Consider the following 13,247-nt stretch of genomic DNA (forward strand, 5'->3'; position numbering starts at 1 on the left):
AAAGTGCGGCCGCACTCGACCGATCTCTGGGGGTAGCGTCGTGGCATGCTGGCAGCCCGCCCGGCCAGCGTGATAGGCAGGGCCGCGAACAGCCTGGGTGCGGAGGGGCAATGATCATTGCGGTGGATGGGCCGGCGGCATCCGGCAAAGGCACGCTGGCGGCCGGTCTTGCCCGGCACTATGGCCTGCCGCACCTCGACACCGGGCTGCTCTATCGCGCCGTTGGCCTTGCCGTCGCCGACCATCTGGGTAAGTCCGATTTCGAGGCCTATGCCATCGCCGCGGCCCGTGCGCTGGATGCCGCACACCTGAGCGACGTCGATAAGCTGACCAGCGCCGAAGCCGGTGTTCTTGCCTCGCACGTCGCAGTGATCAACGACGTGCGCCTCGCGATGCGGCAGTATCAGCGCGACTATGCCCACCAGCCAGGTGGCGCGGTGATCGACGGCCGCGACATCGGCACGGTGGTCTGTCCCGATGCCGATGTGAAGCTGTTCATCGTCGCCGACAGCAAGGCCCGCATGGAGCGCCGAGCCCGCCAGCTCGAAGCCAAGGGGCAGGTGGTTGATCGTTACGCCCTCTATCACCAGATAGAGCAGCGGGACGCGCGGGACCGCGCGAATCCACATGGCGGCTTCTACCAGGCGCCCGATGCCCACTTGCTGGACACCACGCTCTTGGGTATAGAGGCCGCACTCCGCGCAGCCGTCGCCATTGTCGACGGGGTCATGGCGCGCAAGGCGTAGCTTCGGCGACCACCAAGTCCGAGCTGCTAAACCAAACCTTGCGGCTTTCGTCCCCCGGCATGTTCCAAGAGCCGGCAGCGGAAAACCATCCTAACCCCACATGGCTCGCGCGCCAGCGCACCGGATCGCCTTTTCATGGCGATTGGCACCGGGCCTTTCACCTCAAGCCACCGGGCGCATTGGAGAAGTCGTTTGGCAGTTCAAACTGTTACCAAGGAAGATTTCGAATCCCTGCTGCTGGACTCGTTCCTCGAGAACGAGCCGCTGGAAGGGACCGTGGTCAAGGGCACCGTCGTGGCGATCGAGAAGGATCTCGCCATCATCGACGTCGGCCTGAAGACCGAAGGCCGCATCGCGCTGAAGGAATTCGGCGCCGCCGGCCGTGACGGCACCATCAAGGTGGGCTCGCTCGTCGAAGTCTACGTCGATCGCGTCGAGAACGCCGTCGGCGAGGCCGTGCTGTCGCGCGAGAAGGCTCGCCGCGAAGAGAGCTGGGTCAAGCTCGAAGAGATGTACAACGCCAACCAGCGCGTCGAAGGCATCATCTTCAACCAGGTCAAGGGCGGCTTCACCGTCGACCTCGAAGGCGCTGTTGCCTTCCTGCCGCGCTCGCAGGTGGATATCCGCCCGATCCGCGACATCGGCCCGCTGATGAATGTGCCGCAGCCGTTCCAGATCCTGAAGATGGACAAGCGCCGCGGTAACATCGTCGTGTCGCGTCGTGCGATCCTCGAAGAGAGCCGCGCCGAGCAGCGCTCCGAGATCGTCCAGCAGCTCGAGGAAGGCCAGGTCGTTGACGGCGTGGTCAAGAACATCACCGATTACGGTGCGTTCGTCGACCTCGGCGGTATCGATGGTCTGCTGCACGTCACCGACATTGCCTGGCGCCGGGTCAATCACCCGTCCGAAGTGCTGTCGATCGGCGAGACCATCAAGGTGCAGATCGTCCGCATCAACCACGAGAGCCACCGTATCTCGCTGGGCATGAAGCAGCTGCAGGCCGATCCGTGGGATGGCATTGCCGCCAAGTATCCGGTCGGCGCCAAGTTCACCGGCCGCGTGACCAACATCACCGACTACGGTGCGTTCGTCGAGCTGGAGCCCGGCATCGAAGGCCTGATCCACGTCTCCGAGATGAGCTGGACCAAGAAGAACGTCCACCCGGGCAAGATCGTTTCGACCTCGCAGGAAGTCGAAGTGATGGTGCTCGAGGTCGATCCCGAGAAGCGCCGTATCTCGCTGGGCCTCAAGCAGACGCTTGCCAACCCGTGGGAAACCTTCGCCGACAAGTACCCCTCGGGTACCGTTGTCGAGGGCGAGGTCAAGAACAAGACCGAGTTCGGTCTGTTCATTGGTCTCGATGGCGATGTCGACGGCATGGTCCACCTCTCCGACCTCGACTGGCAGAAGCCGGGTGAGCAGGCTCTCGAGGCCTACAACCGTGGCGACATCGTCCAGGCCAAGGTGCTCGACGTCGACGTCGAGAAGGAGCGCATCTCGCTTGGCATCAAGCAGCTGGCAGTCGGCGAAGTGGCCGATGCTGGCGGCGACGGCGTCCGCAAGGGCTCCGTGGTGACCGGCACGGTGACCGAGGTCAACGATGGCGGCATCGAAGTGCGCATCAACGACACCGAGATGACCGCCTTCATCCGTCGCGCCGATCTGTCGCGTGACCGCAACGACCAGCGTCCGGAGCGTTTCAGCAAGGGCGAGAAGGTCGACGCGCGCGTCACCCAGTACGATCGCAAGACCCAGCGCATCCAGCTCTCCATCAAGGCGCTTGAAATCGCCGAGGAGAAGGAAGCCGTGGCCGCCTATGGTTCGTCGGACTCGGGCGCCTCGCTCGGCGACATCCTGGGCGCCGCCCTCAAGGGCCGCGACGAGAAGTAAGCGTTTCCGCGGGCGCCCGGATCAAACCGAGCGCTCGCGGGTCTGCATCTGTTTGATTTGGTCGCGCTTTCGAACCGGAAAAGTCTGCAACTTTTCCTGAAAGCGCTCCGGAGGGCTCGCACCAGCAGGTGCGGGCCCTTTGTTTGGGGGAAACGATGCTTTTGAAGGATGTCGCCTGGCGCGCCATGACCAGCTATGACCTGCCGGCGGTGCAGGGCATCGCCGACACCGTGCATGTCGATTTCTTCGAAACCCCCGAGGTGCTGGCCGAGCGCCTGAAGCTCTACCGCCACGGCTGCTACCTGCTCGAGATCGGCGATAAGCCGGCCGGCTACGTGCTGAGCCACCCCTGGCTCTATGGCACGCTGCCACCGCTCAACACGCTGCTGAAGGCGCTGCCGGCCGAGCCGGATACCTACTACCTGCACGACCTTTGCCTCTTGCCGGTCACCCGCCGGGTCGGCGCGGCCTCGAAGATAGTCGAGGCGCTGGTCAAGCACGCCAACGCCGAGGGCTACCCCACCATGACGCTGGTCGCCGTGAACGGTTCGATCCCGTTCTGGCAGCGCCACGGCTTCGAGGTGACCGAGGTTCCCGAGCTCTACGGCAAGCTGCTGAGCTACGAGGCAGAGGCGCGGTACATGGTGCGCAAGCTCGATTGACCGCTACTTGAACATCCGGTAGCCGCCATCGTCGCCGCGGCGGAGGCCAAGGTCTTCGAGTTCGCTGCCGCGCATGCCGTCGAGATAGGCGCCGTCGGACTGGCCGCGGCCGAGACCGCCGAACACGCCAGCGATGGCGACGAGCACGTGCCGGGCGAGCGCTGCGGCATTGTTGCGGGGCTTGGGCTGGTACAGCATTTGTCCGTCTCCTCGGATCTGGTGCGCTGATCATCGCCCCGAGCGGCCCGGCAGTCCTTGGGGCAATCCTGAAGAGTTCTGAAGCAGTCCTGATCGACCTGAATCAGGGGATCAGGCTATGATCACACAATGGAAAAGCGCTTTGGCGACTACCGGATCCGCCCGCGTGAACGCGAGCTTATCGGCCCCGACGGGCTGATCGAGCTTTCGGGCCGTTCCTTCGACCTGCTCGAGGCGCTGCTGACCCGGCCCAACCAGTTGCTCGACAAGTCCGCCCTGTTCGACGCGGTGTGGCCCGGCGTGGTGGTCGAGGAGAATACCCTGCAGGTCCACATGTCGGCGCTGCGCAAGGCGCTTGGCCCCGGCTTCATCGCCACCGTGCACGGTCGCGGCTACAAGTATGTCGGCCCCGAGCCGGTCGAGGATGCGGAGCCGGTGCGATCGCTCGCCGCCGGCGCCGACGGCAATCTCGGCCGCTATCGTGCCGACTGCGTGGCGCGCGAAACTGAAATCGCGGCGGTGGCACGCCTGCTCGACCAGCACCGGCTGGTCAGCATTCTCGGCCCCGGCGGGGTCGGTAAGACCACGCTGGCGGTCGCTGTGGCCGAGACGCTCGGCCCTGTCGATGGCGGCGTCTGGATGGTCGACCTTGCTTCGCTCGGCAGCGGCGAGTTCATCGAGAGCGTCTTGATCCAGACCCTCGCCGTGCCGTTCCGCGCCGGCAGCCGCTCGCTTGAATCGATCGTCGAGTATCTGAGGCCCACCGAAGCCGTGCTGATCTTCGACAATTGCGAACATGTGCGCGGCGCCGCAGCGCGCGTCATTCGCACCTTGCTGGCCGAAGTGCCAGATATCCGCATCCTTGCGACGTCGCAGGTGCCGCTGGCCTTGCCCGAGGAGCATGTCTTCAAGCTCTTGCCTTTCGCCGTCACCGGCGAAGGCGAGCTGGTAGACGCCGCCTCGGCGCAGTTCCTCGCCTATTGCTACGAGGCGTTCGGCGAAAAACTCTCCGCCGACGAACTGCCGATCGTCGCCCGGCTCTGCCGTCGCCTCGACGGGGTGGCGCTGGCGCTGAAGATGGCAGCCGCCCGCGCCGCCACCGTCGGTATCGAGACCGTCGATCGCCAGCTCGAGCAGCAGCTGGCGAGCCTCGAGGCCGATTGGGACCCGGCGCTGCCGCGCCACCGTTCCCTCGCCGCTTCGCTGGCCTGGAGCTACGACCTGCTCGAGCCTGAAGATCAACGCACCCTGCGCGCCCTCGGGGTGTTCCAGGGCAGCTTCTCCATCCCCGCCGTCAACGCGGTGGCGGGCGAGGGGGCCGAGGCGCGGGTCGCCGAACTGGTGCGCCGCTCGCTCGTCGTTCGCGACGGGCAGGACCGGGCGCGCTACCGCCTGCTCGAGTCCACTCGTCACTTCGCCCTCGACAAGCTGGCCGAGGCCGGCGAGGACGTCATCACCCGCGACCGCCACGCCGCCTATATTCGCGACCTGTTCGCCGACAGCGTGCTGCGCTGGGAGGTGCTGCCGGACGAGCGCTGGGACCAGATCTACCGCCCGGATGGCGATAACCTCCGCGCCGCCCTCGCCTGGACCAAGACCCGTGCCGACTGGCCGACCTATGTCGAGATCGCCGCCGGCTCCTACCGCTACTTCATGGAAGAGCAGCTCGGCGCCGAAGGGCTGGCGACCATCGAGGCCGGCATGTCGCTGGTCGGCGCCGTGCCGTCCGAAACCGCCGCGCGGCTGCAACTGGCCCTGGGCGAGATCGGCCGCTACAACGCCATGGATGTCCGCGCCTATCAGGGGCTCGAGCCGGCGCTCGACTGGTTCCGACGGAGCGATGATCGGTTGCGCTACACCCAGGCGCTGGTGCTTACCGCCTGGATCACCATCTTCTTCCACCATCAGGGCGATGCCGAGCCGCTGGTTGCCGAGCTCGAAACGCTGATCGCCGACATGCCGCCCAGCAAGGTGAAATCCTGGGCGCTGGTGGGCATCGGCACCCAGGCCTGGACCCGCGGCGACACCATGTCGGGGCTCGCCCGCGCCGAAGCCGGGCTTGCCATGCATCTCGATGTCGGCAACCCCAAGGGCCGTTTTCGCTCGGTGATGAACCTTGCCGAGATGCTGCATAAGGGCGGCGACACGGTTCGCGCCCTGTCGCTCTCCAATCAGATTATGCCCGAATTGCGAGCCGCCGGCCGCAGCCTGCTGCTCGGCTTCCATCTCAACAACAACGCCGCCTACCGCATGGCGCTCGGCGATTTCGACGGTGCGGTCGCCCCGCTTTACGAAGCGGCCGAAATCGTGCCGCGCGATGGCGGCCAGTGGCACTGGTGCCTGTTGCAGAACGCCGCGGAGCTCCTCGCGACGCGCGGCGCCTTCGATGTCGCGGCGCTCCTCGTCGGCTTCACCGACAAGAGTTTTGAGGGCTGGATCGACGGCCGCCAGGCTACCGAGGAGATGCAGCGCAACCGGCTCTCCGCTACCCTCGAGGCCGCGCTGGGCCGAACCGAACGAGACCGCCTGCTGCAGCAGGGCAGGGCGCTGACCCTGTTCGAGGCCGATCACCTCGCCGGCTTCATCAAGACCGAGCGGCAGCGGCTGAAGGTATAGGGCCGTCTATCCACGGGGCACTGACCCTTCCCCACCCACTGTGTGATCCCGGCCCCACCCACCGGGGCATTCCCGCGAAAGCGGGAACCTCTGTTTTCTTGGCTTGCCGCACGATCGCAAACGGAGTTCCCCCGCTTTCGCGGGGATGACACCGAGTTTGGAGGACTTGCAGAGCCTCGGCCCGCAACCCTTCTCCGCATTGCATTTGTCGCGGCCTGCGGGTTACCTCCCCCAATCCTGCATGAGGCCCCGATGACCGACACCTCCGGCGATAGCGCGCACTTGATCCCCGCCAATGCCCGGCTGCGCCGATCACGCCGGCTGTGGCGGGTGCTGTTCTTCCTGGCGCTCGCTGCTGCCGTCCTGGCCATTGTCGGCCGCTTCGCCATGGAGCAGGGCGGCCCCGGCGACCGCATTGCCCGGGTCAGCATCACCGGCACCATCATGACCGATCCGGCTCGCCTCAAGATCCTCGACAAGCTCGCCGAGGACGATGCGGTGAAAGCCGTGATCGTCGCCATCAATTCCCCCGGCGGCACCACCGCGGGCGGTGAGGAACTCTACGAGGCGCTTGGGGCGCTGCGCGCCAAAAAACCGGTGGTCGCGGTGATCAGCGAACTCGGCGCTTCGGCCGCCTATATGACTGCCATTGCCACCGACCGCATCTTTGCCCGCCGGCTGTCGATCGTCGGTTCCATCGGCGTGCTCTATCAGCATGTCGATGCCGGCAAGCTGCTGAACACTATCGGCGTCAATTTCGACAAGGTGCAGACCGGCCCGCTCAAGGCCGAGCCCGACTTCAACGAACCGATGCAGGGCGAGGTCCGCGCCTCGCTGCAGGCGCTGGTCAACGATTCGTTCGAATGGTTCGTCGATATCGTTGCCGAACGCCGCGCCATCCCACGGCCCGAAACGCTGGCGCTGGCCGATGGCCGCATCATCACCGGGCGCCAGGGCGTCGAGACGAAGCTGATCGACGCGATCGGCGGCGAAGCCGAGGCCATTACTTGGCTCGAGAGCGACAAAGCCATTGTCGCCGACCTGCCGGTGGTCGATTACTTTCCGTTGCCGGCCGAAGGTTGGTTCGGCGTAACCCGCTGGCTCGGCCAGAGCGCTGCCGAAGTGATGCGTTCGAGCGTCGACGGGGCGATGTCCCTTGACGGTTTGGTCTCGCTTTGGCAGGCTAACCCATCGATGTGAACCCCATCGACCCGTGGAGTGCGCCGGGGGGCGGTATGATCAAGTCCGAACTCGTGCAGCGACTGTCCGACGAAAATCCGCATCTGTTTCAGCGCGATATCGAGAACATCGTGAACGCTATCCTCGATGAGGTCGGCGACGCGATGGCCCGTGGTGACCGCGTCGAGCTGCGCGGCTTCGGTGCCTTCTCGGTCAAGAACCGGCCGGCGCGTGTCGGCCGCAACCCCAGGACCGGCGAAACCGTCGATGTGGGCGAGAAGTACGTGCCGCAGTTCAAGGCCGGCAAGGAAATCCGTGAGCGGATCAATCGCGCGGGATGATGTCTGGCATTTCCGATGATTAGACGCATTGTCGGCTGGTTCGTGCTGGTGCCGCTTTGCGCGGTGCTGATTGTGTTCGCCCTGGCCAACCGCCAGTTGGTGGTGGTGAACTTCAACCCCTTCGCGCCGGTCGAAGCCTTGAGCTCGCCGGGTGTCGGGGTGCCGCTGTTCCTGGTGCTGTTTGCCGTGCTGCTGGTCGGCGTGCTGCTCGGCGGCGTCGCCACCTGGTTCGCCCAGGGGCCGCATCGCCGCGACGAGCGCCACTTCAAGCGCGAGACCGAACGCTTGCATCGCGAGCTGGAGGTCGCCCGCCGCTCGCCCGAACCCCCGGCGCTCGGCGCCGAAGATTTCGTTCCCAACTGATCCAAGGCACATGTCCGACCCCCTCATCGTCAAGATCTGCGGCATCAGGACCCCGGCACTGCTCGACGCAGCCATCGACGCCGGCGCCGACATCGTCGGCTTCATGCATTTCGAGCGCAGCCCCCGGCATGTCGATCTCGAGACGCTGCAGGAACTGATCTCGGCGGCACGTGGCCGGATCGAGACCTGCGTCGTCCTGGTCAATCCGGACAATTCCTCGGTCATGGAAATTGCCGCTTTGTCGCCCGACTGGATCCAGCTGCATGGCCCTGAGACGCCGCATCGCGTCGAAGCGATCCGCGACGAAGCCGGCATCGCCATCATGAAGGCCATCGGCATCAGCACGGCCGAGGATGTGGCGCATGTTGCCGACTTTGCCGATATCGCCGATCGCATCCTGCTCGACGCCAAGGCGCCCAAGGGGGCCGATCGCAGCGGCGGGCATGGCGTGCCGTTCGACTGGAGCCTGCTCAAGGCGCTTGACCCCAACCTTCCATTCATGCTTTCCGGGGGCCTCACGCCCGAGACGGTGGGAGAGGCAATCCGGGCCGTTCGACCGATGGCCGTCGATGTCTCCTCCGGCGTCGAAACCGCGCCCGGCGTCAAGGACGCGGCGCTGATCCGGGCTTTCATCGAGCAGGCGCGAGCCGCACACGGGTAGGAGTTCAGCAGTGACCGCGACCGGGGCCAATTCCCTTCGCAACGGCCCCGACGAGCAGGGTCGCTTTGGGCTCTATGGCGGCCGTTTCGTCGCCGAAACGCTGATGCCGCTGATCCTCGATCTCGAGAAGGCCTACCGGGCGGCGCAGGCTGATCCTGAGTTCCAGGCCCAGATCAAGCATCTCGCTACCCACTATGTCGGCCGCCCCTCGCCGCTCTATTTCGCCGAGCGGCTGACCGAGCAACTGGGCGGCGCCAAGGTCTACTTCAAGCGCGAAGAGCTGAACCACACCGGCTCGCACAAGATCAACAACACGCTCGGCCAGATCCTCTTGGCCAAGCGCATGGGCAAGACCCGCATCATCGCCGAGACCGGCGCCGGCCAGCATGGCGTGGCGACGGCGACGGTCTGCGCCAAGTTCGATCTGCCCTGCGTGGTGTTCATGGGCGCCACCGACGTCGAGCGGCAGTACCCCAACGTGTTGCGCATGAAGATGCTCGGCGCCGAGGTCCGCCCGGTCACTGCCGGCGCCGGCACCCTCAAGGATGCCATGAACGAGGCGCTGCGCGACTGGGTCACCAATGTCGAGACCACCTATTACCTGATCGGTACCGCGGCCGGCCCGCACCCCTATCCGGAGATGGTGCGCAACTTCCAGTCGGTGATCGGCGAAGAGATCAAGGCGCAGATGCAGGCCGAGACCGGCAAGCTGCCCGACGCCGTCGTCGCCTGCGTCGGCGGCGGCTCCAACGCCATCGGCACCTTCCACGCCTTCCTCGATGATCCCTCGGTCAAGCTCTATGGCGCCGAAGCCGGTGGCCATGGCATCGAAGTCGAGAACGGCCATGCCGCCTCGATGACCGGCGGCCGCCCCGGCGTGCTGCACGGCAACCGCACCTACCTCTTACAGAATGCCGACGGCCAGATCCTCGAGGGCCACTCGATTTCGGCCGGCCTCGACTATCCGGGCGTCGGTCCCGAACACTCGTATCTGCACGATACCAAGCGCGTCACCTACGCGCCGATCACCGATAAGGAAGCGCTCGACGCCTTCCAGCTCTGCACCAGGCTCGAGGGCATCATCCCGGCACTGGAAAGCGCCCATGGCCTCGCGCATCTCATGAAGGTCGCGCCGACGATGAGCACGGACGAGACCATCGTCCTCTGCCTTTCCGGCCGCGGCGACAAGGATGTCGAGAGTGTCGGCCGCTACCTGGGGATGAACAGCTGATGACCACCCGTATCCCCGCGCGGTTTGCGCTCTGTGCCTCGCAGAACCGTCCGGCGCTCGTCGCCTACACCATGGCCGGCGATCCGGACCTCGCCACCGCGCAGGCCATCCTCGAGGCGCTGCCGGGTGCCGGCGCCGACATCATCGAGCTCGGCATGCCTTTCTCCGACCCGATGGCTGATGGCCCGGGCGTCCAGGCCGCCGGCCAGCGGGCGCTCGCGGCAGGCCAGACGATGAAGAAGACGCTGGCGATGGTCGAAGCCTTCCGCAAGCAGGACGACGAAACCCCGATCGTCCTGATGGGCTATTACAACCCGATCTACATCTTCGGCGTCGATGCTTTCCTGAGCGCTGCCAAGGCCGCGGGCGTTGACGGGCTGATCGTCGTCGACCTGCCGCCCGAAGAAGATGCCGAGCTCTGCATTCCAGCGCTGAGGGCCGGCCTCAACTTCATCCGCCTCGCCACCCCGACCACCGATGACGCGCGCCTGCCGGCGGTGCTCAACAACACTTCGGGCTTCGTCTACTACGTCTCGATGACCGGCATCACCGGCGCCAGCATCAAGAACCACGCCGCCGTCGGCGAAGCGGTGACCCGCATCAAGGGCCATACCGACCTGCCGGTGGTGGTTGGCTTCGGCATCAAGACCGCCGACGACGCCGCCCGCATGGGCCGCGACTCCGATGGCATCGCCGTCGGCACCGCGATCTGTAACGCCGTGCTCGGCTCGCTCGAGAATGGCAAAGCCACTGCCGGCACCGTTGCCGCGGTGACGACGCTGGTCGCGGGCCTGTCGAGCGGCGTGAAGCGGGCGAAGGCGGCCGCCTGACCGCAGCAGGGGCGTCCGGCTTCCGAGGTCTGGCGAGTTAGCCTCTCGCTCACCAACTGTTCCTATGTTCGGAACGGCACCCGTCGTGGCGCCGTTGCAGTCGGGAACGGAGCATTGGGATGCGCAGGACACTTGGCATCGTTGGCGGACTGGCGCTTGGCCTCAGTCTCAGCCAGTTCCCCGAATATGCGCAGCAATATACCCAGCGGCTGGGCGGCGCGGTCGACGAGTTGCGCATCATCACCGCCGAGTTCGAGGAGGCGGCCAAAGAGGCAGGCTTGACCCTCGAACAGGCGATCGACCGATATTCGAAGACGGGCGACAGCTTCATCGCGGCCCGCGGCGAGTCGATGGCGCGGACCTTCTCACGTTACCAGCAGCTCTCTGCCACCCTGGCCGAAGTGCGCGGCGCTACCGGCTGGGAGCGCTTCACCCGGATGCCCGAATATTTCGATACCGAGATCGGCCGGCGCACCCTCAGCGATTACCAGCCGGCGGTGCCGGTGACCCTCGAGGGGCTGAGCTATGCGGCCGCCGGCTTCGCCGTGGGCTATGTGATCCTCTCGGCGATAGCAGGGGTGCTGCTGCTGCCGTTCCGGCGCCGTCGCGTGCGCTATGTCGAGCGTCGGCCCTAGAGCGAGATCAGGAAAAGGCCTGCCCCCGCGGAGGCGGGGGGTGCAGACTTTTCCGGTTCGATCTCGCGACCGATCAATCACTCAAGGGACATAAAGCTTTCTTTATATCCCGGTTGATAGCGGCCTCCAGCTTCAGTATAAGGCCGCAACAGCACGACAGGACGGAGACAGGGCCGATGGCCAGCAATAACGACTACGTGGTCCGCGACATCGGCCTCGCCGAGTATGGCCGCAAGGAAATCGGCATGGCCGAGATCGAAATGCCGGGCCTGATGGCGATCCGCGAGGAATATGCCGCCAAGCAGCCGCTCAAGGGGGCCCGCATTGCCGGCTCGCTCCACATGACCATCCAGACCGCCGTGCTGATCGAGACGCTGAAGGCGCTCGGCGCCGACGTCCGCTGGGTCAGCTGCAACATCTTCTCGACCCAGGACCACGCCGCCGCCGCTATCGCCGCCGCCGGCATCTCGGTCTTCGCCAAGAAGGGCGAGAGCCTCGAAGAATACTGGGATTACACCGACCGCATGATGGAATGGCCCGGCGGCCAGACCCCCAACATGATCCTCGATGATGGCGGCGACGCCACTATGCTGGTGCTGACCGGCGCTAAGGCCGAGACCGACCCCTCGGTGCTGAACAACCCGCATTCCGAGGAAGAGGAAATCTTCTTCGCGCTGATCAAGAAGCGCCTGGCCCAGGACCCGAAATTCTATTCGAAGATCCGCGCCAATATCCGCGGCGTTTCGGAGGAGACCACCACGGGCGTGATGCGGCTCTATCAGCTGCAGCAGAAGGGCGAGCTGCCCTTCCCGGCGATCAACGTCAATGACAGCGTCACCAAGTCGAAGTTCGACAACAAGTACGGCACGCGTGAATCCCTCGTCGACGCCATCCGCCGCGGCACCGATGTGATGCTGGCCGGCAAGGTGGCGATCGTCTGCGGCTATGGCGACGTCGGCAAGGGTTCGGCCCAGTCGCTGCGCGGCGCCGGCGCCCGCGTGCTGGTTACCGAAGTCGATCCGATCTGCGCGCTGCAGGCGGCGATGGACGGCTATGAAGTGGTGACCCTCGAGGACGCGGCGCACCGCGCCGACATCGTCGTCACCGCCACGGGGAACAAGGACGTTGTCAGCCTCGACGACATCCGCAACCTCAAGGACATGGCGATCGTATGCAACATCGGCCATTTCGACAACGAGATCCAGGTTGCCGAGCTGCGCAACTTCAAGTGGACCAACGTCAAGCCGCAGGTCGATATCGTCGAGCTCTCGGCCAATAAGCGCATCGTGCTGCTGTCGGAAGGCCGCCTCGTCAACCTCGGCAACGCCACCGGCCACCCGAGCTTCGTGATGAGCGCCTCGTTCGCCAACCAGACCCTGGCGCAGATCGAGCTCTGGACCAATGGCGAAACGCTCACCAAGGCGGTGCACGTCCTGCCCAAGCACCTCGACGAGAAGGTGGCCGAACTCCACCTCGCCAAGCTCGGCGCCAAGCTGACCAAGCTCAGTAAGTCGCAGGCCGACTATATCGGCGTCAGCGAGACCGGCCCGTTCAAGTCCGAGCAGTATCGGTACTGACAGGTTACGCTTCGAACTCTGAAGGGCGCCCGGTGGGCGCCCTTTTTCATTGCACCGGCGGTGCGGTGGTCCTCCCCCGCGTGGCGGGGGAGGATCACCGAGAGTTCGGCGGTCGCCACCGCACCCGGCAAAATAATCCCCCCAAATCAGTGCGGCGTTAACGAAGCGTTCACTGTTCGGACTCGGGTCAACACCCATTCTCGGGCCATTCCCCGCTGTTCACATACAATTAGACTCTTTTTGCGCGATTCCGCGCCCGGTAATGTCTGGTGATTCGGCGGTTACGGGTTTTGGCCTGCCGAAGGCGCGGCGAATCAA

At 65.4% G+C, this 13,247-nt stretch carries 13 protein-coding genes; 12 read left to right on the forward strand and 1 reads right to left on the reverse strand.

What is annotated here, in order from left to right:
• Positions 1-110 precede the first annotated feature (110 nt).
• The 3 genes from ASC89_RS13190 (at position 111) to ASC89_RS13200 (ending at position 3,298) form a co-directional block, all read left to right on the forward strand.
• The gene (locus ASC89_RS13190; protein WP_055998501.1) at positions 111-746 is read left to right on the forward strand and encodes a d(CMP) kinase; all 636 of its coding nucleotides are present in this window, start codon (positions 111-113) and stop codon (positions 744-746) included.
• Positions 747-938: 192 nt separating this feature from the next.
• Positions 939-2,636, forward strand: a complete 1,698-nt coding sequence (gene rpsA, locus ASC89_RS13195) for a 30S ribosomal protein S1 (protein ID WP_055876168.1) — start codon at positions 939-941, stop codon at positions 2,634-2,636.
• A 155-nt stretch (positions 2,637-2,791) separates the two neighbouring features.
• Entirely contained in the window at positions 2,792-3,298 is a 507-nt protein-coding gene (locus tag ASC89_RS13200; protein ID WP_055998503.1) for a GNAT family N-acetyltransferase, read from the forward strand.
• Positions 3,299-3,301: 3 nt separating this feature from the next.
• Here the strand turns inward: ASC89_RS13200 and ASC89_RS13205 are convergent, their stop codons facing one another.
• Complete coding sequence (locus tag ASC89_RS13205; protein ID WP_055998504.1) at positions 3,302-3,496, reverse strand: hypothetical protein; 195 nt, start codon at positions 3,494-3,496, stop codon at positions 3,302-3,304.
• A 129-nt stretch (positions 3,497-3,625) separates the two neighbouring features.
• Between ASC89_RS13205 and ASC89_RS13210 the strand changes: the two genes are divergently transcribed.
• The 9 genes from ASC89_RS13210 (at position 3,626) to ahcY (ending at position 12,929) form a co-directional block, all read left to right on the forward strand.
• Positions 3,626-6,112: a winged helix-turn-helix domain-containing protein gene (locus ASC89_RS13210; RefSeq protein ID WP_055998506.1), complete on the forward strand. Its 2,487-nt coding sequence runs from the start codon at positions 3,626-3,628 to the stop codon at positions 6,110-6,112.
• Between the two features lie 252 nt (positions 6,113-6,364).
• The gene (sppA, locus tag ASC89_RS13215) at positions 6,365-7,312 is read left to right on the forward strand and encodes a signal peptide peptidase SppA (protein WP_055998511.1); all 948 of its coding nucleotides are present in this window, start codon (positions 6,365-6,367) and stop codon (positions 7,310-7,312) included.
• Positions 7,313-7,347: 35 nt separating this feature from the next.
• Positions 7,348-7,632, forward strand: coding sequence for an integration host factor subunit beta (locus ASC89_RS13220; RefSeq protein WP_055876189.1), 285 nt, complete (start codon positions 7,348-7,350; stop codon positions 7,630-7,632).
• Positions 7,633-7,647: 15 nt separating this feature from the next.
• Entirely contained in the window at positions 7,648-7,995 is a 348-nt protein-coding gene (locus tag ASC89_RS13225; RefSeq protein WP_055047554.1) for a lipopolysaccharide assembly protein LapA domain-containing protein, read from the forward strand.
• A 10-nt stretch (positions 7,996-8,005) separates the two neighbouring features.
• Positions 8,006-8,656, forward strand: a complete 651-nt coding sequence (locus ASC89_RS13230) for a phosphoribosylanthranilate isomerase (RefSeq protein ID WP_055876193.1) — start codon at positions 8,006-8,008, stop codon at positions 8,654-8,656.
• A 10-nt stretch (positions 8,657-8,666) separates the two neighbouring features.
• On the forward strand, positions 8,667-9,887 hold the full coding sequence (trpB, locus tag ASC89_RS13235; protein WP_055998513.1) for a tryptophan synthase subunit beta: 1,221 nt from the start codon (positions 8,667-8,669) through the stop codon (positions 9,885-9,887).
• Positions 9,887-10,717: a tryptophan synthase subunit alpha gene (gene trpA / locus ASC89_RS13240; RefSeq protein WP_055998514.1), complete on the forward strand. Its 831-nt coding sequence runs from the start codon at positions 9,887-9,889 to the stop codon at positions 10,715-10,717. Before trpB ends, trpA begins: the two co-directional genes overlap by 1 nt.
• 119 nt (positions 10,718-10,836) lie before the next feature.
• A complete protein-coding gene (locus tag ASC89_RS13245; RefSeq protein ID WP_055998516.1) occupies positions 10,837-11,352 on the forward strand; it encodes a DUF2937 family protein in 516 nt (171 codons plus the stop codon).
• Between the two features lie 176 nt (positions 11,353-11,528).
• Entirely contained in the window at positions 11,529-12,929 is a 1,401-nt protein-coding gene (gene ahcY, locus ASC89_RS13250; protein ID WP_055876203.1) for an adenosylhomocysteinase, read from the forward strand.
• Positions 12,930-13,247 lie beyond the last annotated feature (318 nt).

It is taken from the genome of Devosia sp. Root413D1 (assembly GCF_001425235.1).
Taxonomy (GTDB): domain Bacteria; phylum Pseudomonadota; class Alphaproteobacteria; order Rhizobiales; family Devosiaceae; genus Devosia_A.